This is a genomic window from Treponema denticola (assembly GCF_024181605.1).
Classification (GTDB): domain Bacteria; phylum Spirochaetota; class Spirochaetia; order Treponematales; family Treponemataceae; genus Treponema_B; species Treponema_B denticola_B.
Genome location: NZ_CP054477.1, coordinates 2324906 through 2348133, shown reverse-complemented (window position 1 = coordinate 2348133; position 23228 = coordinate 2324906). Strand labels below are relative to the sequence as shown.

General features: G+C 39.6%; 14 protein-coding genes and 2 pseudogenes. 7 read left to right on the top strand and 9 right to left on the bottom strand.

Annotated features, from left to right (window positions below; translation table 11 throughout):
* Positions 1-18: 18 nt before the first annotated feature.
* The 3 genes and pseudogenes from E4N80_RS11050 to E4N80_RS11040 form a co-directional block, all read right to left on the bottom strand.
* Complete coding sequence (locus E4N80_RS11050) at positions 19-591, bottom strand: hypothetical protein (protein ID WP_253699253.1); 573 nt, start codon at positions 589-591, stop codon at positions 19-21.
* Between the two features lie 83 nt (positions 592-674).
* A pseudogene (locus E4N80_RS11045) lies at positions 675-920 on the bottom strand (NAD(P)H-dependent oxidoreductase); the annotation flags it as partial.
* A gap of 120 nt (positions 921-1040) precedes the next feature.
* Positions 1041-1493 (bottom strand): RpiB/LacA/LacB family sugar-phosphate isomerase, encoded by a 453-nt coding sequence (locus E4N80_RS11040; RefSeq protein ID WP_253701061.1) that lies wholly within the window; start codon positions 1491-1493, stop codon positions 1041-1043.
* Positions 1494-1751: 258 nt separating this feature from the next.
* Between E4N80_RS11040 and E4N80_RS11035 the strand changes: the two genes are divergently transcribed.
* Positions 1752-2699: an L-lactate dehydrogenase gene (locus E4N80_RS11035; RefSeq protein ID WP_253699252.1), complete on the top strand. Its 948-nt coding sequence runs from the start codon at positions 1752-1754 to the stop codon at positions 2697-2699.
* 62 nt (positions 2700-2761) lie between these two features.
* Here E4N80_RS11035 and E4N80_RS11030 read toward each other — a convergent pair whose 3' ends face one another.
* Genes E4N80_RS11030 through E4N80_RS11020 form a run of 3 tightly spaced genes read right to left on the bottom strand, consistent with a single transcriptional unit; the run spans position 2762 to position 7235 of the window.
* The gene (locus E4N80_RS11030; RefSeq protein ID WP_253701060.1) at positions 2762-4129 is read right to left on the bottom strand and encodes an MATE family efflux transporter; all 1368 of its coding nucleotides are present in this window, start codon (positions 4127-4129) and stop codon (positions 2762-2764) included.
* 1 nt (position 4130) lies between these two features.
* Entirely contained in the window at positions 4131-6599 is a 2469-nt protein-coding gene (locus tag E4N80_RS11025) for a PEP/pyruvate-binding domain-containing protein (protein ID WP_253699251.1), read from the bottom strand.
* A 39-nt stretch (positions 6600-6638) separates the two neighbouring features.
* On the bottom strand, positions 6639-7235 hold the full coding sequence (locus tag E4N80_RS11020; protein ID WP_253699250.1) for a TetR/AcrR family transcriptional regulator: 597 nt from the start codon (positions 7233-7235) through the stop codon (positions 6639-6641).
* A gap of 282 nt (positions 7236-7517) precedes the next feature.
* Here E4N80_RS11020 and E4N80_RS12995 point away from each other — a divergent pair.
* The 5 genes and pseudogenes from E4N80_RS12995 (at position 7518) to E4N80_RS10990 (ending at position 16675) form a co-directional block, all read left to right on the top strand.
* Positions 7518-9699: pseudogene (locus tag E4N80_RS12995) on the top strand (methyl-accepting chemotaxis protein).
* A 153-nt stretch (positions 9700-9852) separates the two neighbouring features.
* A complete protein-coding gene (locus E4N80_RS11005) occupies positions 9853-12009 on the top strand; it encodes a methyl-accepting chemotaxis protein (protein WP_253699247.1) in 2157 nt (718 codons plus the stop codon).
* Positions 12010-12064: 55 nt separating this feature from the next.
* Positions 12065-12475 carry a DUF6608 family protein gene (locus E4N80_RS11000; RefSeq protein ID WP_253699246.1) on the top strand — a complete coding sequence of 137 codons (411 nt, stop codon included), beginning with the start codon at positions 12065-12067 and terminating at the stop codon, positions 12473-12475.
* Between the two features lie 56 nt (positions 12476-12531).
* On the top strand, positions 12532-14136 hold the full coding sequence (gene murJ / locus E4N80_RS10995; protein ID WP_253699245.1) for a murein biosynthesis integral membrane protein MurJ: 1605 nt from the start codon (positions 12532-12534) through the stop codon (positions 14134-14136).
* Between the two features lies 1 nt (position 14137).
* Positions 14138-16675, top strand: a complete 2538-nt coding sequence (locus E4N80_RS10990; RefSeq protein ID WP_253699244.1) for a ribonucleoside-diphosphate reductase subunit alpha — start codon at positions 14138-14140, stop codon at positions 16673-16675.
* Positions 16676-16687: 12 nt separating this feature from the next.
* Here the strand turns inward: E4N80_RS10990 and E4N80_RS10985 are convergent, their stop codons facing one another.
* Entirely contained in the window at positions 16688-17575 is an 888-nt protein-coding gene (locus E4N80_RS10985) for a fructose bisphosphate aldolase (protein WP_253699243.1), read from the bottom strand.
* 196 nt (positions 17576-17771) lie between these two features.
* On the opposite strand from E4N80_RS10985, the gene fusA reads away from it, so the two are divergent.
* Positions 17772-19823 (top strand): elongation factor G, encoded by a 2052-nt coding sequence (gene fusA, locus E4N80_RS10980; RefSeq protein ID WP_253699242.1) that lies wholly within the window; start codon positions 17772-17774, stop codon positions 19821-19823.
* 43 nt (positions 19824-19866) lie between these two features.
* Here fusA and E4N80_RS10975 read toward each other — a convergent pair whose 3' ends face one another.
* Both E4N80_RS10975 and E4N80_RS10970 read right to left on the bottom strand, forming a co-directional pair.
* On the bottom strand, positions 19867-21477 hold the full coding sequence (locus E4N80_RS10975) for an ATP-binding cassette domain-containing protein (RefSeq protein WP_253699241.1): 1611 nt from the start codon (positions 21475-21477) through the stop codon (positions 19867-19869).
* Entirely contained in the window at positions 21474-23159 is a 1686-nt protein-coding gene (locus E4N80_RS10970) for an ATP-binding cassette domain-containing protein (RefSeq protein WP_253699240.1), read from the bottom strand. Before E4N80_RS10970 ends, E4N80_RS10975 begins: the two co-directional genes overlap by 4 nt.
* Positions 23160-23228 lie beyond the last annotated feature (69 nt).

Genomic DNA, 23228 nt, shown 5'->3' with positions numbered 1-23228 from the left:
CAATAAGTTTAAAGAGTTCTATATATTCTCGTTTTTGCTGATATATAATTCCAACTCGGCATCGTCTTCGGGGAGGTCATCGACAAAGCCCGGATCCATGTGCATTAAAAACCGGTACTGACCGTTTGCATCCCGATATGTAACCGCTTCGCCGTCTTCGGAGCCGTGATACTCGCGAAAGACGGAAAAGCCTTTTTTTTCCAACACGGCTTTCACACGCAAAAAGTTTCTCTCGCGCTTTTCGATATAAGTTTTAAGTTCGTTGTTTCCGATTAAGTAGGCATCGACGAGAGTGCATCCTTCAACGGTGTTTGCTTTCCCGTCATCAAAAGCTTCAACCTCAATCGCAATAGCTTCGGCTTCGTCATCGACAAACGAAAACCTCGATAATGGAAATTTTTTCTTTCCATAAGCTATTTCAACGAGGCCGCCTAAGGCTGCAACATGCAATTTGCCTAAAACACCATACTCATCGTCGGAATACACTTCAAAGCCCGGAATTTTTTCCAAAAAAGCTTTTATGTTGGCTTCGGAATCAAACGCTCCGATGAGGTGTTCTCTGCCGCTTTCCATCAATTTTAATAAAAACATTTTTTCTCCTACGCCGATAATTTAGAGCTTCTGCATCATACTTTTCTTTATCACTATGAGGAATGCTTTATGTCGATTATGCCTCATGTTTGTTGCAGCGCATCCAACCAAGCTAAATAGTCCCTTGCGCTCCGCTCTACCTCTTGCCGTGCAGCTTCGCTATATCCCGCGTTGCTGTCTATCGTATGAAAGGTAAACGGCGGGCGATAGTCTGCATTGCAGTATTTCGCTGTCAGTTCAAACGGACGCAGTACTTCGGCAACGCTGCACCCGACAGCACCGTCTGCGCGGTAGTCTGTGGCTGGTGCACCGAACGAGACGGCAAGCGAACAATAATCAGCGTGGAATGAGACTTATTTGTTTCGGCATCGGCAAAGATTTTGGCTGCGGAAATAGAAAAAGCCGTATTGCGATAGAGCCCGCAAAAGCCGCCGATTCGCCCGCCGCGTTTAATTACCGTATTTTCTTTCTATAGCGGAAAGGGTGTCGACCCGTTCCGTGTAAACGCCGCCTTCAAATCGGGCATCGAGAAAGGCGTCGACAATCATTTTTGCTTCTTCGGGTCCGACGATGCATACGCCCATGGCGACAGCGTTTATGTCGCTGTGTTCGACGGCGAGCTTTGCCGTACACGGTTCGCTGCACGCCGCAGCCCTCACTCCAGGAACCTTGTTTGCGGCAAGAGAAATGCCGACGCCCGATCCGCACACCATCACACCCTTTTCAACTTCGCGCGATTTAATCGCTTCGGCAACCTTTAAGCCGAATTCGGCATAGTTTGCCGGAACCTTGGAATCCGCCGCACCGTAATCAACGCATTCGTATCCTTTATTGCGAACGTGTTCCATTAAAATATGTTTTAATGCGACTCCCGAATGATCGCTCCCGAATCCGATTTTCATATGCGCACTCCCTTTATATAAAAATATAGGGCACTTATAAAAAACTATTTTTTTAACACCCATAATTATTTTAGTAGTTTTTTTATAAATTGTCTAGTGTAAAAGCCGGTTTACTTTCTCCGCCTTTCATAACAATCTTTTTGCGATAATTTTGCCTTATTTTGTTCTTCTTGCCATTGTTAAGGTTAGTGAATTCTTCTGCGCAATTCCCTTGCCTAAACATATGCATTTCAGTATTTTTTAAAAGGAGGTAATCCTATGGATGAAAAGAAACGCAAAGTTACCGTTGTGGGAGCAGGTGCGGTCGGTTCAACCTTTGCCTACGCATTGGCTCAAAGCGGTTATGCGGACGAAATAGCAATAACCGATATGAATAAAAATTTTGCCGAAGGACAAGCTCTCGACCTTGTGCAGGGGCTGCCTTTTTTGCCGCAAGTCGACATACACGCAGGCGATAAAGCCGATTATGCCGACAGCGACATCGTTGTGGTTACGGCGGGAGCAAAACAACAGAGCGGAGAAACTCGCATAGATTTGCTAAAACGCAATGCGTCCATTATCACCGGCATTGCAAAGGACATCGCGGAAAGCGGCTGCAGCGGCGTTATGCTGATTGTGAGCAATCCCGTCGATATTTTAACGCGGGCAGCGCTCAAGGCTTCCGGATGGGAGCGCGGAAGAGTTATCGGTTCCGGTACCGTTTTGGACACTGCACGTTTCCGCTACACTCTTAGCAAAGAGTGCGGTGTCGATGCGCGCAACATTCACGGTTATATTTTGGGCGAACACGGTGACAGCGAATTTGCAGCTTGGTCGATGACATCCATTGCAGGACGGCGCATCGACGAATATTGTTCAGGCGGTGTGTGCAGCTCAGGTCTGCACTTCAATAAAGCGAAAATTCTGGAAGAAGTACGGAATTCCGCTTACCACATTATCGACTACAAAGGTTCTACTTATTTTGCCGTCGGCTTAGCCCTGACTAGAATAGCCGGCGCCATTTTGCGCAACGAGCACAGCATTTTGTCCGTTTCGATGACGCTGGACGGAGAGTTCGGACTTAAAGACGTATGCTTGAGCGTTCCCTGCATTGTCGGACGCAGCGGTGCGGAACGGGTTATAGAAAGCGATCTTCCCGCTGATGAACAGGCAGCATTGGAAGCAAGCGCAAAACGGCTTAAAGAAGCTTTTACCGAGATGAATTAACCCAAACTACTTTTTACCGAGAATTTCGTTTATTACGATTACTCTGCATTTAAAGGTTTTGTTCATCCTGCATTTAAAGATGAATTGAACGCCCCGGACGAGTACCACTTATACACTACCGCAAGGGCAAACAAAAACGACAAAACATCGGAGAAAGGCTGCAGCAGGTAAATGCCGGTCTTTCCGTATAGGGCGGGCAGAATATATAAAAGAGGTAAATAAAAAAATCCTTGTCGTGAAATCGATATGAGGAGGGATGAAAAATAATGACCGATGTTCTGCATGAACATACTGCTCACGGCAAAAAAGCTTAAAAGCGGCAGTGAAAAGCATTGCATTCTCAGTATCTTAATTCCGGCAAAAATTACCTCATCATCCTTAGACATAACTCCGATACATTTTTCGGCAAAGAGAAATAAGATTATTGAGGCGGCCGTTAAAAAAATTGTTCCGATTAAAACCGTAATAATAAAAGCTTTTTTTACTCTTGAGTATTGTTTGGCACCGTAATTCATTGCACAAATCGGTTGAAAGCCTTGCCCCCAGCCGATCATAATCATATAGGCCAAAGCGGCAACTCTTGAACTTACCGTTAAAGCCGCTATCATGCTTTCTCCGTATTGTGCCGCTTTAACATTAAGTAAAACCAATGCGGCGGAGGTAATTGCCTGCCGCGAAAAATTGGGCATACCGCCTGCAAGAATATGATACATACGTTCTTTACTGTATTGAACTTTTTTTAGATTGAACGAAATACTCTCGTGCCTTTTTGCTAAGAGCGTCAACACAACACATCCGATAATCTGACCGATAAGCGTTGCATAGCCTGCGCCGATAAATCCCTGCTTAAAAACAAACATCAATACGGGATCAAGCGCCATATTGCTGAGCATTCCCGAAAGAAGCCCGATCATTCCGTCGCGTACATTTCCGCAAAGGCGCAGCTGATTATAAACCGTTAGTGCATATAAACTGAACGGAATGCTGATGATAATAATCCTTAAATACTGAACGGTAAATGTGAGAACATCTTGAGATGCACTTCCGCCGATGAATTTTGAAAGAGGTAGAATAAAAACACTTGCTCCGATTGCGATCACAATACCGGTTATAATTGCAAGAACAATTCCTATCGACGAAATGGTTTCCGCTTCCGCATAGTCTTGTTCTCCGATTTTTTTTGACATTGCATTACCGCTGCCGTAGCCGAACCAAAAACCGATTGCCTGAATAATGCTGACAAAACTAAACACAATACCGATTGCCGCAATCATCGCTCTGTTATTTAAGCGGCCGACAAAAAAAGTATCGGTCAAATTATATATAACGCTGATCAACATTCCGATTATTGTCGGAATTGAAGTTTTAACTAACAGCGGAAAAATCGGTTTTGTTAAAATGTTAAACCGTCTCAGCTCTTTTGAATCCATCTCAACAGTTCCGCACTTCGCCTTTGTTTCCGTCAACTTTTATAAAATCGCCGTCTTTAAATTTTGCGGTGGCAAAACCTACACCCAATACTGCCGGTATATTAAATTCCCGAGCGACAATCGCAGCATGACTTAACGCGGAACCGGTATCTGCGACGACAGCACTTGCAAGTTTAAAAAGCGGAGTCCATTCGGGATCCGTAAGATGACACACAAGTACATCGCCTTTTTGCATTTTATAAAATTCCTCAGGCTTGCAGATAAGGCACGCCTTTCCTACAACAGTCCCCTGACTTCCGCTTACTCCTTTCAGCACATCGCCTCTTGAATCAAACACAAGTAATTTTGAAGCTTCCCAAACTTTTTCTGCAAGCGGAAATTTTTCATTCCGTATTCTTATCTTTTCTTTATAGACATCGGTTAGCCGTCCCGTTTTAAGCACTTCCATTAATTCACGATGAAAAAGATTTACAATTCCGTGTTTATAATCTTCACTGTTTAATAAAAGAATATTTATCCGTCTTACACATTGCCTGACATAATAAAAGACAGCTTCCCACAAATATTGTGATTCTTCGCGGACAACATGAAAATACCGAAAGTGCTGTATGTCCTTTTCTATACGAGGATATTTGTTTCCATAAAGACGCTGTAAGTTCCGCATTAAACTTGAGTATTTTTTATCTTTTTCATTATAAGAATCCTGAACGTCGGCACTTAATAGCGGGCGTATAATATTGACAAGCCTGTCGAAATCTTCGATAAATGTTTTTGCTTCAATACAATAGCAATTGTAATCCGATTTAAAACCGTTGTGTTTTATAAAATCATCTGCGAGCCGTTTAAATTCGGGAAAGCCGGCACACAGGGTTTTGAATTTTTCTCCGGATAGTACGGCTTCGGTTAGAGCTGCATTTTTCTTTATCTCATCGGCTATGCGTGAAATATCGTTTGCAATGACGGCTGTTTTATTATTGAGTTCCCAATAAAAATCAAATGCAGAATAATTTTTATCTACTCGTTTAATTATTTTTGTGAATTTTTTACTCATAAAAAAAGACGGGAACAAGGCGTATTTAAATCTGTCATAAGCAAGCTGTTGAATAAGCTCATAACTTTGTTCCATGAATCTACTGCATTCCGCCAAGCTCATATTTTGAAAGTCTAAGGTTTTTATCCGCTCTATCTCTTTTTCATAATGCGCCATAAATTTTTTACACTTTTCCGAACAATAGTCGAAGTTTTTAAGCATACGTATTATTTTAAAGATATGAAAAATATTCAACGATAACCTTTTTTTGACATTAAAAATCGTTTGAATACCGTCGTCATCAATTGCAGGATTTGAATTAAAAACAAGACCGCCTTCCGCGAATATCCTTGCTTTTTGGTCGTTAATCGCCATCATATAATCAAAGTCCAGCACCCGATATGCAAAAGGCATCTTTTCAAGCAGAAATGCCATATTTTCTTTTGTACTTTTTGTTAATGGCTTGCTTTGAATATATTTTTGAATAAGTTTTTTATCATCATTGTTTTTTAAGGTTGTTATTGCGCGTGCCTGTAAAATATATATTTCGTTCTTTCGTATTGCCCATTCAATATCCATCGGCATACCGTAATGCTTTTCTATTTTTAATCCGGCTTTTACAAGACCGGCAATCTCGGTATCATTCAATGCCCGCGCTGTTCTTTTTGCTTCGCTTACCGATTCTTCTTTTGTATTCTTATCGCCATAGACGATTTGTGTTTCTTTACTTCCGATATTTATTTCAATAATATCACCCGACTTGTTTACAATGTAATTATCCGCCGTTACGCGTCCGCTTACAACACTCTCACCCAATCCGTAACTTGCATTGATTTGCATTTCATCTTTGTTTTGCGTTACCGGATTAAGCGTAAACAAAACACCGGCTTTTTCACTTTCTACCATTTCTTGAATGACAACTGCAATCGCAACAGTATTTTGATTATATCCCTGATTAAAACGATAACTTACCGCCCTGTCACCCCACAGTGAAGCGTAGCAATGACATATGTAAATCAATACATCCTCTATGCCTTGCACATTTAAATAAGTTTCCTGCTGACCTGCAAAGCTTGCATCGGGTAAATCTTCCGCCGTTGCCGATGAGCGCACCGCAACTCTCGCCGATTCTCCGAGTTCAGCGTATTTCTCTCTTATCTCTTTTTCCAATTGAGCGGGAAAATGTCCTGCTATGATTTTTTTCCGAAATTCTCCGGCTGCAGATAGCAATGCCTGTTCATCCGTTTGCTTTTCTACGAGAGTGCGTGAGATGATTTCGTCTATTTTGTTCTCTTTTAAAAATTCCCGATAGGCCTCTGCGGTAATGACAAATCCTTTCGGCACATTTATTCCCGCAGCAGTCATCTCTCCAAGGTTAGCACCCTTGCCGCCGGCCCTTAATATGTCATCCTTATGTATTTGTGCAAAATCAAGTATCATTTTTGCTCCTCCATGCTTAAAATTTTCAAAACTATGCCCTTATTTTTCTATATACTTATTTACTATTCCGGATATAAATGTCATCAGCATTTCATTAAAATACTCTTTATCAAACTGATAATAATGAGAACATAATAAAAAACTTCCACTAAACGCATTCAATAAGCCTTTTTTATCTGCCCGCTTAATCGAATCGTTCTGCTCCCAATATTCTATGAGCCTCGTTAAAAAGCCATCATACAGAATTTCAATTCTATGAACTTCATTCAGTTTTTTTGCTTCAAGTATTTTAAAAGCATCTTCATACATGGGCTGCTTTTGAATTTTTTCCATAAGATCAACCGAATATCGGTATATTATGTCAGTAAGAAATTCCGCCGGATCGGAGAGAGAATTTGAAAACTTCTTTTCAATATAATTTAATTTTTGGCTTGATCGATATGCAATGAGTTCCATAATCAAAGCCTCTTTATCTTTCCAAAAATTATAAAAGCTTCCCTGCGCAATACCCGCCCGCTTCGTCAATTCAGCTATACTCAGCGCCTTCGTCCCCTTATCGTGAAATAGATCAAGCGCCGCTTCCAATATCTTTTCTTTTATTTTGATTCTTTCTTGCTCGGTAAATGCTTTTGCCATCCTCCGCTCCCCAGTAGGTTTTTATTTTATATCGCAATGAATATTCTATCTTTTATTCATTGCTAGTATAGCAAAATATTTATTTTACGTCAATGAATATTTTATAGATTATTCATAGATGTAATGCGGCGGCTGATATTATCATAATAATTCTTTTCCTCCCCTATTGACTTAAATTCAATATCAACCCGCTTTAAGAGGCTTGCAGAAAAATAAAAGTCTTGATATAATTAACGTATTCTATATAATAGAAAAAAATAATAGAAAAAAGGATTTGACAAAATGAAAGAAAAAGTTACATTACCTTCGTTCCAAAAAACTAAGGACAGTGTTGTAAGAAAAAAAGCTGCATCTATCACGGCTCGCCTTTTACGGGCGATTACAGTAACAATTATTTCAATCGTAGCCGTTATTTGTGCGGTTGTGGGCTTTCAGCTATATAAAAAGAACATTACCCAATTTGATGAATTTACTGCACAGCAATTTTCCAATATTGAAAGATCCATAACCCTTTTTATCCGGAACGGAAAAAATGCCGTTACTATGCTTGCTGAGAACCCCGCCGTCAAAAATGCCGATGAAACGCTGTATAACTATACAGGCGAAAGAAAAGACATTGTATATACTCATAACGGCAAAACGGAACAGGATATAACCGCACTCTTCGTTCGTATTGAAAAAAATTATGAAGAATTTAAAGAAATATATCTGGGTACGAAATGGGGCGGAGCCGTCAGTTCATGGACTGAAGAAGAGGAGCATGGATATGACCCGCGTACCAGAACTTGGTATAAGGATGCGGCGGAAGCAAACGGAAAGGTCATAATAACGCCGGTATATATATCGACAGACGGCAACCCCGTCGTAACATTGGCTCGGACGATAAAGAATCCCGATGGAGCTTTTTTAGGCTGTATCGGTCTTGACTTAAACCTTACGGATTTGGCTTCACGCATCGCCAGCATCCGTATCGGCAAGTCGGGCTATTGTATGCTTATGCAAAACGACGGGTTGATTTTAGCCGATCCGAAACATCAAGACTACAACCTAAAAACCTTAAAAGAAACCGGTGTTCCCGCCTTTGCCGAAATAGACAAAATGAAAGAGGGGTCGGCTTTTATTATGCTTGACGGAAATAGGTGGAAGGTCTCGGTCTTTTCACTTCCCGAACTTGATTGGAAAGTAGCACTTTTAATTGAACAAAACGAAATACTTTCACTTTTTTATACGCTTTTAAAAAATATGATTCTTATCGGTCTTTTTATGTTCGTCCTGTATTTTACATTGGCTTTTATTTTTACAGGTACTCTTAAACGCTATTTTAAGCGGCTCGAAACCGTTTTCGGCAAAATTGCCGAAGGAGACCTTACCGATAGGGTTGCAGTAAAAAAGAATAACGAAATCGGGCGTATTATGATGAATCTAAATGCTGCAATCGAACATAGTCATACTATGATAGTCACTTTAAAAGAAGAATCCGACAAAATGAACACCATCGGTTCAAGACTGTCCAGCAGTTATGGAAGAAACGGCAGCGGCAATTAAACAGATAGGTGAAAACGTTAAAGGCGTAAAAGAAAAAGCTATGTCTCAGGCTGCCGGCGTTACCGAAACCGTTGCAACGGTGGAACAAATCAATGGGCGGCTTAGCAGGCTCGTTTCAAGTATTGAAATGCAGGCCGAAAGCATCAACGAATCTTCTGCAGTCATTACGCACATGGCAGAAAATACCGTTCAAATCGGAAAAACGCTTAATGAAAATAACGAACTTATCAAAACAGTCTACGGGCAAACCAAGGAAGGCAAAGACGGGGCAAGAACTGCAAATGAGATTGTAAAGCAAATCGCCGAAAAGTCCGAGTCTCTTCTTGAAGCGAGCCAAATCATTCAAAATATTGCAAGCCAGACCAATCTTTTGGCAATGAATGCCGCAATAGAAGCAGCCCACGCAGGGGAATCCGGTAAAGGTTTTGCGGTTGTCGCCGACGAGATTAGAAAACTTGCAGAAGGCTCTAATTTGCAAGGAAAGCAAATTGCGGCGGTTATAAAAGAGACCACAGAAATTATTCGTAACATTACCGAAGCCGGCTCTCGAGCGGAAAAGACCTTTATCGATGTATATGAGCTGGTCAGTCAAATCTCCGAAAAAGAAGATTCTATTTTGGAAGTTATGAGCGAACAAGAAGAAAACGGAAAACATGTACTTGATGCCATTAAAAGAATAAATGACGTAACAAGTGAAATTAAGGCAGGTTCCGCCGAAATGCTTGCAGGCGGCTCCCAAATTGAGCAGGAAATGCAAAAGCTTGCCGAGATAACGCTCGAAACAACCGACAGTATGAACGAAATAGCTTCAGGAGCCGATCAAATTACTGCTGCCATTGCAGAAGTAAGCGATATTACGCAGAAAAATAAAGCAAGTATTGAAAATTTATCCAATGAGGTTTCTAAATTTAAAGTATAAGGAGAATCATAAAAAAAACAGTGGACTAAATGCGCTAAAATAAGTATATTAAAAGCGGCTGAAATGTAAATCTAAAAAACGTCGTAAATAAATTAAGGGAAACCTCGAAAAACTTTTCGTTTTTCGAGGTTTCCTATAACAAGGAGTCTTAAAATGACAAAGAACGGCGGTATTTTCTCTAAGTGGAATAATGAGAAAAATCAGATTGCGAAAACGGGTAAAAAGCGGTTTTCACTGCGAAAAAAACTGGTTTTAATTTTCGGCTTTTTAATTGCAGCTGCCCTTATAACTGCAGCTCTAATTACGATAAGAAATGCACGTAAAGCTGTGCTTGAAAAAGTAGAAACACATCTAACCGATAAAGCGACCGACATAGCGGAAGTCATCGATGGAAGAGTATCTTCCGTCGTTCAATTTATTGAAGGTTTGGCCCGCATGCCGTTTTTACGCGACAATTCGATGACTTTAACCGAAAAAGCGGAACTTCTTATAAAAGAAGCCGAACGTAACAAGAAGATAGACTATTTCGGTATCTGTGATATGCAGGGTAACCGATATGATGGAACCGGGCTTCGTATGTCCGTAAGGGACAGAGAATGGTTCAAATCTGCATCGCAGGGTAAAAACTTTATTACCGAACCGGCAATTTCAAGCATAACAAACAATATGCAAATCATCTTTGCAGTTCCGATTTATGATGACGATAATGCCATAATCGGTGTGCTTAATGCAGCAGTTCCGGCTAAGCTCCTCTCTGATGAAATTGACGATATCGTAGTCGGTAAAACAGGCGAATGCTATATACTCGGCTTAAAGGGTACCACCATAGCACATAAAAATTTTGATGCAGTAACCAACCGGAAAAATATGATTGAAGAAGGTAAGAATAATAAAAACCTTGCTTCCCTGGCGGCATTTTTGCAGCATGCCCTTGATACTGATGCCAGTGAGGTCGGCTATTATGATTATGACGATATTTCAAATATCGCTTCGTATGCAACGATCAAAATTACCGGATGGACGGTCATTATTAAAGCACCGGTCAGAGAATTCACAAAAACCGTAGACGATTTGAGGATGAGTATAAGAATCTTAGGTATTATAATTTTGATTATTACACTTGCCGTTATATATGCCGTTGCACATTATATGCTCCAACCTATTCAAAAAACGGTTATAGCGTTAAAAGATATTGCACAGGGAGAAGGAGACTTAACTGTTCGCCTTCCCGTTACCGGAAATGATGAAATCACCGATTTGTCCGAATACTTCAATCAAACAATTGAAAAAATAGGCGCCGCAATCAAAAATGTCGGCGAGAATTCGGTTTCAATGGAAGCCATAGGAGAAGAACTTGCTTCCAATATGACTCAAACGGCAAGTGCTATAAATGAAATCAGTGCAAATATTGAAGGGGTTAAAAGCCAAACCCTTACGCAAGCTGCAAGCGTAACAGAAACTGCAGCTACAATTGAACAAATTGTACGCACTATAAAACAGCTGAATAACAGTATCGAAAATCAGGCAGCAAGCGTAGCCCAGTCTTCAGCTTCAATTGAAGAAATGGTTGCCAACATCGCATCCATTACTCAAACACTTGAAAAAACCTATGATGTTGTTAAAAATCTTGCATCGGCAACTGAAGACGGAAAAGAAACGATTATAACCTCAAACAGCGTAACACAGAAAATTGCAGAAGAGTCCGGCTCGCTCATGGAAGCCTCAAGCGTTATTCAACATATTGCAAGCCAAACCAATTTGCTTGCAATGAATGCCGCAATAGAAGCTGCCCACGCAGGCGAAGCAGGCAAAGGTTTTGCTGTCGTCGCCGATGAAATCAGAAAGCTCGCTGAAGACTCGGCAACTCAAGGCAAGACGATAACGTCTACGCTTAAAACCTTATCAAGTGAAATAGAATCTCTTTCTGTTTCTTCTAAAACCGTTGAAGATAAATTCAGTACGATTTTTAATTTATCCGAACAAGTAAAATCGATGAGTGACCGCCTTACCGAAGCAATGCGAGAACAGGAGAATGGCAGCCGCGAAGTACTTGGAGCAATTAAAAATATCAATACGGTAACGGTAGAAGTGCAAGCCGGTTCCGAAGAGATGCTAAAAGGCGGAGAGGGGGTCGCAGAAGAAATGCTGAAACTTGATAATTTAACCCGTATGATAACCGACAATATGAACGAAATGGCAGCAGGTGCTGTTCAGATAAACAAAGCAGTTCAGGAAGTAAATGCAATAACCCAAAAGAATAAGGCGAGCATTGAAAATTTATCCAATGAGGTTTCTAAATTTAAAGTATAATACTATCGAATATGTAGTGATTTAAAACAAATTGGAATTTTATGGAGGTAAAATTATGAAATCTATATGGAATAATTGGTTAAAGCAAGCGGTTTTTCTTTACTCGGCACTATACACAATTGCAACCATTTTTAATAGCGTGCTATACCTTTTGAATGGAACTTACGAAGACCCTAACGGAAATTGGCATGAATTGGACAGAGCAATCATTGTATTTATCATCACTCTTGCATACACATTGATTAAAAATTTAAAGCTGAAAAATTACTGGCTCAAGGCTGCCGTCGTATATATTCCAACACTCTTGCTTGTGTTCGGATATATTTGGATAACAGGACTTAGGGAGCCTCTGGCAAGCTCAGCGTATAGAGATATATTCATAAATTATACGATAGGTTATGCAGCTGCTTCAGTAGTTGGATGGCTTAAAACCCGTATCAAACACAAAAAGACAGAAAACAAATAAAGAGAATGTAAAGCTCTTGCATTATAAACGCTAAGCCTGTATAATCCTTGATTGTTATGGGCAAGGTTGAAAATAAAAATAAATCTCTCGTAAAAAGCGGGTCAAAACTTTCTCTTTTGGTTTTGGGGTCAAGGATTTTAGGTCTTGTCCGCCAGATGACTATGTCTCATTTTTTAGGGACAGGGCCATTGGCGGACGCCTTTGCCACAGCCTTTATGCTTCCCAATCTTTTTAGAAGGCTCTTTGCTGAAAACAGCATAACCGTTGCCTTTATTCCGACCTTTAATGCCTATCTGCAAAAGCACAAAGACTCGCAAGAATCCGAAAAAACAAAAAAAGAAATAAACGAATTTTTAAATTCTATTTTTACTCTTGTAAGCTTTTCTACAGCCATTGTAGTTACATTGGGCATAATACTTTCTCCGCTGATAGTAAAACTTTTTTTTAAAAACATTGCAGACTATGATTCTACCGTTTTTTTAACGCGGATAATGTTTCCGTATTTATTTTTAATTTCGCTTGCCGCCTTTTTTCAAGGTATTTTAAACGGAGTAAAGATTTTTACCCCTTCAGGCATTACGCCTATTTTATTCAACATAATCGTCATTTCTTCTACATACATTTTTGCAAAACCTTTTGGCGATCCCGCCGTCGCAATGTCATACGGCGTTGTTGCAGGAGGCCTTGTGCAGGCGGTTTTTCAGCTGCCCTTTGTTCTAAATACGGGTTTTAGTTTTAAGCTCACAAGTCTTGCAAAAACTTTTTCAAACCCGGGAACAAAAAAGGTCCTTGCCCTTATCGGTCCGACCATAATAGGCATGGCAGCCTATCAGATAAACGATTTGGTTTCTACCTCGCTTGCAACCTCGGCAGGCCTTGGAATAGCTTCGAGCTTACAATACTCTTTACGCTTACAAGAACTTTTATTAGGCATCTTTGCCGTTTCAGTAGGAACCGTAATCCTCCCCGAAATGTCGGCTCTTGCCTTGCGTAAAGATTGGGAGGCCTTTCAAAAGGTACTCTTACAAGCTATAAAGGTAATAGCTTTGATTACAATACCCGCAACCTTTTTCTCTCTTTTGTCGGGAGAAAATTTAATCATTCTCATTTACAAGAGCAATAAATTCGATTCCGCTTCGGTAAAATTAACATTGGGAATTTTTAACTTTCATATAATCGGACTTTTTGCAATTGCTGTAAACAGGATTATAGCTCCTGCCTTTTATGCCCAAAGCGATTCAAAGTCACCTACAATCGCAGGAATAATCTGCTTTGCAGTTAATATCCTCCTAGCCTTAATTTTGGCAGGCCCCATGGGAGGAAACGGCATAGCTCTTGCTTTGACCATAGCTTCATTTATAAACACAATCATTCTCTTAATATTTTTAAAAAGGAACAAAGCCCTGGATGTAAAAAACCTCATCTTTCCGGCTCTTTTATTTATTGCAAAAATATTCGTTTTTTCGATTGCAGCCTCAATTCCCCTTTATTTTTTAAAGAATAAGATTTATTCTCCATTTGCTTCATTTGGAAAACTTATCGGACAGGGTGTTCCGCTTTTTATTTCTTTTATTATTTTTGCAGGGCTTGGTGCAGGCCTTTTACTTATAACTAAGGATCGAACAGCAAACATAATTTTAAAACGCTTAAAGGAAAAATAAAATGCAAATTATAAAACGAAACGGTGAAACTAAAAATTACGAACCTGAAAAAATTGAAGGAGCTATCCGCTCCGCTTTTAAAAGTGTGGAAAACTCTCCGCACAAAGATTTAGATACAATCATTCCGCCCTTGGTAAAGGAAATAGAAAAAGACATCTTGGAGCTTACCAAAAGCGGAAGCCTTGTTCAGGTTGAAACAATTCAGGACTTGGTAGAAAAAACTTTAATAGACCATAACTACTATGCGGAAGTAAAAAACTTTATACTCTACCGTGTCGGCCGCACAAAGAGGCGGGATTCCCGTCAAATGATAAGCCGCTTTTTTGATACTATAGAAATTCAGAGCGTCCTCACCGAGATTCAAAACGACTTTACTTCGGACGAGTACAGCCTTAACTTGCTTGCACATAAATTCCTTTCTTTTAGAAAAGAAAATATGAGCGAGTCCGAATCCCTTGCTATGCTTATTAAGGCCTCCGTCGAACTTACCGCCCAAGATGCCCCGGATTGGGAATTTATTGCGGCTCGCCTTTTAATGCTTCAATTTAAATTAAAACTAAAAACCGAGCTTGAAAAAAGGCAGATTCATTCTTTTTATGAAAAAATCAAATACCTTGAAAACGAAAGTCTTTACGGGACATATATTTGCGAGGCCTATAGCCGTGATGAGTTGGAAGAGGCTGCTTCATTTATAAACGAAGAAAGAAATAAGCTTTTTACCTACAGCGCCCTCGATCTTCTTTTACGCCGCTACGTTATTCGCACTCATTCAAACACCGTTCTTGAATCGCCTCAGGAAATGTTTTTAGGTATTGCCCTACACCTGGCAATGAAAGAAAAATCAAACCGGCTTGAATGGGTAAGGCGTTTTTACGATATGACAAGCAGCTTAAAAGTTACGATGGCCACCCCAACCCTTTCAAATGCCCGAAAGCCTTATCATCAGCTTTCTTCATGTTTTATAGACACGGTTCCCGATTCTCTTGACGGTATTTACCGCAGCATAGATAACTTTGCCAAGGTTTCCAAATTCGGAGGAGGTATGGGGCTCTACTTCGGGAAGGTCAGGGCTGTCGGTTCGCCCATACGCGGGTTTATGGGAGCGGCAGGCGGAATTATCCGCTGGATAAAACTTGCAAACGATACGGCTGTTGCCGTTGACCAGCTTGGAGTAAGGCAGGGCTCGGTCGCCGTTTACCTCGATGTTTGGCACAAGGACATACCCGAATTTTTACAGCTCCGCACCAATAACGGAGATGACAGAATGAAGGCCCACGATGTTTTTCCGGCAGTCTGCTATCCCGATCTTTTTTGGAAAACCGTCCGAGATGATATAAATGCTTCTTGGCACCTAATGTGCCCCCATGAAATTTTAAAAACCAAGGGCTATGCCCTTGAAGATTTTTACGGAGAAGAATGGGAAAAGAGATATAAAGACTGCATTGCCGATTCCCGCATCAATAAAAGAGAAATTCCTATAAAAGAATTGGTTCGTTTAATCTTAAAATCGGCCGTCGAAACGGGGACCCCCTTTGCTTTTAACCGCGACCATGCAAACAAAACAAATCCTAACCCCCACAAGGGAATGATTTACTGCTCAAACCTATGCACCGAAATTTCTCAAAATATGAGCGAAATAAAACATAAGAATATCGAAATAAAAACTGAAGACGGAGACACCCTTGTTGTAACAACTACTATCCCCGGAGACTTTGTTGTATGTAATCTGGCTTCCCTTGTTCTCGGAAACATAGATTTAAACGATGAAAAAGAAATTGACGAAACCGTTTCTTCGGCAGTGCGTGCCTTGGACAATGTTATAGACTTGAATTTTTATCCTATTCCCTATGCACAAATTACCAATAGCCGATACAGGTCAATCGGTTTGGGAGCTTCGGGCTATCATCATGCTCTTGCCAAAAACGGCATTGCATGGGAAAGCGAAGAACACCTTAACTTTGCAGATAAAGTTTTTGAAAGAATAAATTATGCAGCAATCAAAGCTTCTTCACAAATTGCAAAAGAAAAAGGCTCCTATTCTTACTTTGAAGGAAGCGATTGGCAAACAGGAGAGTATTTTAAAAAACGGAATTATGTTGACGAAAAATGGAAGGCTCTCGCAGAGGAAGTAAAATCAAACGGAATGAGGAATGCCTATCTTTTGGCCGTCGCACCTACAAGCTCAACCTCAATTATAGCAGGCACAACTGCCGGTGTAGACCCGATTATGAATAAATATTTTTTAGAAGAGAAAAAAGGTTCTTTAATGCCCAGGGTTGCCCCCTCTCTTTCACCGGAAACCTATTGGCTTTATAAAAACGCCCATAATATTGAACAAGGCTGGAGTATAAGAGCCGCAGGCCTACGGCAACGCCATATTGACCAAGCTCAATCCGTGAACCTTTACATTACAAACGAATTTACCTTCAGCAAGGTGCTTTCGCTTTATGTAAAGGCTTGGGAAGAAGGCGTTAAGTCAATCTATTATGTGCGAAGCCGCTCCCTCGAAGTCGAGGAATGCGAAAGCTGCAGCTCTTAGGAAAGACAAGAACTATGTTATCGAAGCTTCGTAAACGCCCTTGATTGTTTTTTCCAAGGTTGCATTAAACTCATCATCGCTTTGACTTGCAAAAAGACCTTCGGCAAGAGCTCTGGAGAAACTTGCAATCATACCCCTGTTTTTAGCCAAGAGTTTGTTTGCATCATCTCTGGAATAACCGCCTGATAAGGCTACCATTCTAACTACCTGAGGATGTTTTGTGAATTCTTCATAAAGATTTTCTTTTGTCGGAATTGAAAGTTTAAACATTACAAGCAAGTCTTTCGGCAAGGTTTTAAGGTGTTCTTCCAATTCTTTTTTGAGAATTTCTTCACACTTGGCCTTGTCGGGAGATTTAATATCTACTTCAGGTTCAATAATAGGAACAAGACCGGCTTTTGCAATTTGAATGCCCAATTCAAACTGCTGATCCACGACAGCCTTTATTCCTTGAGGATTTGCTTCTTTTATAACGGAGCGCATCTTTGTTCCGAAAATGTGCTTTTCTACGGCGTGCTTTAACATAGCGTCCAAATTGGGTATCGGCTTCATAAGCTGAACCCCGTCCTTTAAGTCGGCAAGCCCCTTATCGACCTTTAAAAAGGGGAGAATCTTCTTTTTTTCCCATAAGAAGTCGGCTGTGGGCATTCCTTCAATTTCCCTTTCCATTGTTTGTTCAAATAAAATTGCACCCAAAATATTATTGGAATTAAAGGCCTTTCCGGTGATTATTCTTGTACGCATAGCATGAACAAGATCAAACATCTCATCTTCATTGGAATATGCCGTTTCGGGAACTCCGTAAGCAGCCAAAGCCTTAGGCGTACTTCCGCCGCTCTGATCCAATGCCGCAATAAAACCTTTATCGTTTTTCATTCTTTCAAGTTTTACTTTATCCATAATTTACCTCTCTAAAAATATTTACCGCAAGAAACCCTGCATACTTTTTTATTATAACATATAAACTTTACTTCACTCAAGAGCTTGGTACATATTATGTAAAGCATCGCAATGAATTTCCAACAACTCCCCGATTGTTTTTTTTTGAATTTTTTGCTATTATTTTCGCTTAAATCAGATTTTGGAGAACGTGAAAATGCTTGATAAGATGCGGAACATAGGAATAATGGCTCACATAGATGCGGGAAAAACCACCACGACCGAGCGTATTTTGTTTTATACGGGAAAAATTCATAAGATAGGCGAAATAGATGACGGTCAAGCAACCATGGACTGGATGGCACAAGAGCAGGACAGGGGAATCACTATCCAAAGTGCAGCCACCACTACTTATTGGAAAAACTTTCAGATAAATATAATCGACACTCCCGGGCATGTGGACTTTACGGCCGAGGTAGAACGCTCTTTACGCGTCTTGGACGGAGCCGTTGCAGTCCTCTGTGCAGTCGGAGGAGTTCAGCCCCAGACCGAAACCGTTTGGCATCAGGCAGACCGTTACAAAGTTCCCCGTATTTGCTTTGTAAACAAGATGGACAGAATCGGGGCCGACTTTTTTGCAGTTTTAAAAGACGTTCACGAAAAATTCGGCGTTGAAGTCATGCCCGTTCAAATTCCTATTGGCGCAAGCGACAGCTTTGAAGGAGTTATCGATCTTATTGCAATGAAAGAAATTCACTGGGATGCTGCAACCGATGGCGAAAAATACGAATATACCGCAATAGCTCCAGACCGCCTTGCCTTGGCGGAAGAATGGCGCGAAAAAATGCTCGATACTATTTCTTCTGCCTCGGACGAAATCACCGAGCTCATCCTTGAAGGAAAAAATGTCCCCGAAGAGCTTATCAAAAAAGAAATAAGAAAGGCGGTTTTAAATCAAAGCTATATTCCGTTTTTGTGCGGGTCTGCACGAAAGAATATCGGAGTTCAACCCTTAATCGATGCAGTCGTCGACTTTTTGCCCGCCCCCGATGAGGTTCTTCCGGCAGAGGCCTTTAATCCAAAAAAGGAAGAAAAGCTTTCTGTTCCCTGCAAGGCAGAAGGAGCTCCCCTAGGCCTCGTATTTAAAATTCAATACGATAAGGATGCAGGAAGCCTTTGCTATGTCCGAATGTACTCGGGTAAAATTAAATCGGGCGATCAAGTTTTTAATACGGGAAAAAAGAAAAGAGAACGCGTAAACAGAATCCTGCGTATGCATTCAAATAAGTCGGAACAAATGGATTCCGTTCAAGCCGGAGATATTGCCGTTTTTATCGGTTTAAAAATTTCTCAGACAGGAGATACTCTGGGCTCCGAGGGACAGCCTCTCTTGCTTGAATCCATGCAATTCCCCGAACCTGTTATTTCCGTTTCGGTAGAACCTAAAAGCTTATCGGAAAGCGACCGCTTAAAAGAGGTCTTGGAAATTCTTTCAAAGGAGGACCCGACTTTTACAAGCCGCGAAGACAGCGAAACGGGGCAGCTTATAATTTCCGGCATGGGAGAACTTCATATAGATGTTCTAACCCGCCGAATGTTGGATGATTTTAAGGTAGAAGCCAGAGTCGGAAACCCGCAGGTTACCTACAGGGAATCCGTCACTACCGAAAAAACTCAAACCGAAAAATACAGCAAGCAGCTGGGCGGAAAAGACAATGAGGCAGAACTTACCCTTACTGTCCGACCCCTTGAAAGAGGAAGCGGAAACCGCTTTGTTTCAAAAGTTAAAACCTTCCAAAAGTCCGGTTCGGGCGGCACCAATGCTCTCCCCGAAGAGCTTTTAGAAGCCGTTAAACATTCTATTGAAGGCTGTTTTAGTTCCGGTATCAAGGTAGGTTATCCTTGTACTGACATCGAAGTAGAACTTGTTTCGGTAAAATACAATGAACTTACGGCAACCCCCTTTGCCTACGAAGCCGCCGCCGCAAAATGTTTTGATGATGCTTGCAGTACAGCAGACCCCGTGCTCTTGGAGCCGGTAATGGCTGTGGATATTATGAGTCCCAAAGAATTCGTCGGAGATGCCATGAGCCAAATCACTCAGAGGGGAGGCCTAATCTCAAGCATGGATTCAAAGGCAAGTACCGACATTGTACACGCTCAAGCCCCCATGGCAAAGATGTTCGGTTTTTCCACTGACCTCCGTTCAGCCACTCAAGGAAGGGCTTCCTTTACCATGAGCTTCAGCCATTTTGAAATTAAGCGGTAGAAATTAAAAAAGGCCTTGGGGTTTAAATATTTACTAATATCAGCTAATTCTTTATTCTTTCCTCTATTTCATCTTTATCGATTTCAGTGATACTGCCGTCCTGTTTTGAAACAAATAAAATTTTCTGAAAGCGTTTTGCAGTTGAAATATTATTTGTAACGGCAGCGATTGCAGACTTTTTAGTAAAAATTAAATTAAACATCAAGTCTTCTATTTCCGTATTCACATTACGGGAGAACTCATCTAAAAGAAGGACGGGACAATCGGAAGTCAAAAGCAAAATTCTAGCTAATGCAATTCTACTACGCTCTCCATCCGATACGGTTAAGTTATTCATATCCATAACAGTATCCAAGCCCTCAGGTAAGGAGTTTACAAAATGAGATAATTTAAGTGCATTTAATATTTCCATTATATCGGAATCGGGAATAGCCTTGCCGAATACAAGATTGTCCCGCAATGAAATATTAAAAATATGAGGATGACTCCAAAGACAAGGAATTGTATTTGCGCCTAAGGCTTTTAAATTATATGTAAGCGAACCTGAAAACTCCGCTTCATTCATAGTGAGGATTCGTAATAAGCTTGTCTTTCCCGAACCGTTTTGTCCTACAACGGCAATTCTATCCCCTTCATTTAGTTTAAAATCGATATTATTAAATATAAGTTTATCGTTTTTAGCAAGCGAAACATTCTTTGCGTTAATCAGAGCTCCATCGCCATGAATGTTTTTCTTGTGATTGTTTTCACATTTTTCAATATAATTAAAATATTTTTTTGCTATAGGAACCGATCTTTTTATTTGTCTTGCCGCTAAAAAAATAGTTGACATGTTTTGATTAGCCAACGAAATAATAAAGATTATGTATAAAAGATTTGCCAAATTAACGCTGGGCAATGCAAAAAGGCAGAAAACACTTATGACAATAGGAATAAAATAATTTTGGCCTTCAAAAAAAATATTTTTTACGGCTTCCAGTTTTTGAATCCTATTTCCGATTTTTAAAAGCTCTTCGTCTTTTTGTAAAATAGATTTTTCGCATTCCGATTTAATCGAATTATTTAATGTTAAAAAAATCGATTGAAATGCAGTTTTAACAATACCGCCATAACTTATGCCCTCATCATCAAGTAAGCCGTAAGCTCCGTTTATTTGCTTATCCAAATAAGTAATAAAAATATTAGCCGATATAATTATTACCAATAGAATAACAGGAAGAAATATGGATATTGACAATAAAAAAGCATTAAGAATAATAATATTAAAACAAGCAGCCGTAAATTGAAAACAAAAAGGAATAAGAACATTTATGTCTTGAGTATAGGACATTGTATAAAAGCCCTCTTCCTCTGCCTTACGGTTACTGTTTACCAAACTATGATGAAAGGCAGTTTTCATCATAGGCGGTAATGCACGATAAGTAATGGAATTATTTAAAATGAGCTCATAAATACTTTGGACTATAGCATACACTACAACGGATATCGACATAGCTAAAAGAGAAGCAAAGGGAAATCCGTCCAATATTTTATTAAGATTCATCCTTCCTAAAACAAGAAATATGGAATTACACACATTTAGAGCAAGTAAAAAAATAAGAAGAAATGTTAAACTCTTATAAAATTTTTTGTATAAAGTATAAACGGTTTTCATAAGTTCTCTCCTTTTTGCATATTCTGATATACCGAATTGTAAAAATCTTTTATCGGCGGATTCGTTAAAGCATATTTTGCTTTTATATCTACACGAATATTTCCGGCTTGAAAATAAAGCACCCGTTCAAAGTATTGAACATGTTCTTTTTTATGAGAAATCATAATTACTGTACTATCGGTTGACATTAGGTATTTTAAAAAGCTGTCTTCAACCGCAACATCCAGAGAGCTGAAAGTTTCATCAAGAAAAAATATTTGAGGCTTTTTAATAAGCTCTCTTAAAAGCGAAACCGTAACTCTTTCCCCGTCAGATAAAGTATCGGGATCAAGAATAGTATCAAGGTCATGTAAAAACGGAATAAATTCCGCAATACCCACAGAACGAATAAGAGACTTTAAGGCATCGTCGCTAATTTTTTCAAGACTATTTAAAAGGAGGTTGTATCTTAATGTACCGGGCAAGACCAAACCTTTTAGATCAAGGAATGAAGTGTTTTGCAAAAAACTTTCAGAAGAGAATTCTTTTACTTCCGTAGTGCCGTAGTTTACTTGGCCTCTTTGATTATAGTCTGCACCCATAAGACAATTTAAAAATACGGATTTTCCCGAGCCGGAGTCTCCTATTATTAAAACTTTTTCACATCGTTTAATATTTAGATTGACATTATTGAGAAGGTATTGGTTTCGTAAGTTCACGATTAATGAATTAACATTGATATCATCATAATTAAATAAAGCACTACCTCTTTTAGCTTCTTCTTTTTGTAAAAGCTCTTCAATGGGTTCAATCATTGTTTTTAGATTTTTAATATGTTCAAATATGGAAATCGTGCTCAAAGGATTCGGCAATAAAATAAAAAGCATATAGAAAGGCATTATCGTGTTCCCTGCACTCTTATCTTTAAAAAGAAATAAGGCAATCAGAAGTGAAAGAAGAGGTAAAACTTTTTGAATAATGCGCTCCAAATTATTGCGGCTTATCGCTATACCTTCCTTCTTTTTAAAACACCCGTTACAAAGTTTATCCATTTTTGAAAAGATACCTTGTTCAAAATATTTATGCGAGTTTACCGAGCGGATATCCAAGCGTCCGGAAACCGAATCTCCGAGCTCCTTGTACAAGGAGGGAGCGGTTTTTATTCTCAGCTTATCTATGTTCCGGACAAGGCGTAAAAAGAATCTATCTATTAAAAAGAATACAAATAATAATCCCAGAGATAAGACAGAAAGCATCGCACTTACATAAAAAAGTTTTATAAAAAACAAAACACAAATTACAGCATTAAAAAAAAGCCTGTATATTTTTAAAACATCGTTTATAAAAAACTCGGGATAACTTTGTAATGAATCTAAAACCTGAGCATAGTTTACATCATAATAATAAGTAAAGGGAAGTCTTAAATATTTTTCTACCATATCTTTTTTTATCTGCAATTTTCTACGCCCAAAACGGATAATTGCAAAACGCGCAAGTATATTGATAAGTAAAAGACCTGCAATCAAAACAAGAGTTTCTACAAGAGGTCTTGCTTGAATTGTTTTAAGGTTTAATAAATTTTCTTGAAATGCAAATAAGCGGGAAGAATATAAATCTAAAAGAATATATTGAGCCCCGAGTAAAAACAAAAAAATAAAACTCATATAAAAAGAGAAGACTTTTAACTTTGGTTTATTTGACATTAAAACCTCCTTATATAATTACTACACTTATTATTCTATTATATATATATATATATATATATATATATT

What these genes read in the sequence shown, in the direction of transcription:
- E4N80_RS11030 (WP_253701060.1), bottom strand. Translation starts at nt 4,129, where the DNA reads ATGGATTCAAAAGAGCTGAGACGGTTTAACATTTTAACAAAACCGATT.
- E4N80_RS11000 (WP_253699246.1), top strand. Translation starts at nt 12,065, where the DNA reads ATGAAATCTATATGGAATAATTGGTTAAAGCAAGCGGTTTTTCTTTAC.
- E4N80_RS11005 (WP_253699247.1), top strand. Translation starts at nt 9,853, where the DNA reads ATGACAAAGAACGGCGGTATTTTCTCTAAGTGGAATAATGAGAAAAAT.
- E4N80_RS10970 (WP_253699240.1), bottom strand. Translation starts at nt 23,159, where the DNA reads ATGTCAAATAAACCAAAGTTAAAAGTCTTCTCTTTTTATATGAGTTTT.
- E4N80_RS11020 (WP_253699250.1), bottom strand. Translation starts at nt 7,235, where the DNA reads ATGGCAAAAGCATTTACCGAGCAAGAAAGAATCAAAATAAAAGAAAAG.
- E4N80_RS11050 (WP_253699253.1), bottom strand. Translation starts at nt 591, where the DNA reads ATGTTTTTATTAAAATTGATGGAAAGCGGCAGAGAACACCTCATCGGA.
- E4N80_RS11035 (WP_253699252.1), top strand. Translation starts at nt 1,752, where the DNA reads ATGGATGAAAAGAAACGCAAAGTTACCGTTGTGGGAGCAGGTGCGGTC.
- E4N80_RS11040 (WP_253701061.1), bottom strand. Translation starts at nt 1,493, where the DNA reads ATGAAAATCGGATTCGGGAGCGATCATTCGGGAGTCGCATTAAAACAT.
- E4N80_RS10975 (WP_253699241.1), bottom strand. Translation starts at nt 21,477, where the DNA reads ATGAAAACCGTTTATACTTTATACAAAAAATTTTATAAGAGTTTAACA.
- E4N80_RS11025 (WP_253699251.1), bottom strand. Translation starts at nt 6,599, where the DNA reads ATGATACTTGATTTTGCACAAATACATAAGGATGACATATTAAGGGCC.
- E4N80_RS10990 (WP_253699244.1), top strand. Translation starts at nt 14,138, where the DNA reads ATGCAAATTATAAAACGAAACGGTGAAACTAAAAATTACGAACCTGAA.
- E4N80_RS10985 (WP_253699243.1), bottom strand. Translation starts at nt 17,575, where the DNA reads ATGGATAAAGTAAAACTTGAAAGAATGAAAAACGATAAAGGTTTTATT.
- fusA (WP_253699242.1), top strand. Translation starts at nt 17,772, where the DNA reads ATGCTTGATAAGATGCGGAACATAGGAATAATGGCTCACATAGATGCG.
- murJ (WP_253699245.1), top strand. Translation starts at nt 12,532, where the DNA reads ATGGGCAAGGTTGAAAATAAAAATAAATCTCTCGTAAAAAGCGGGTCA.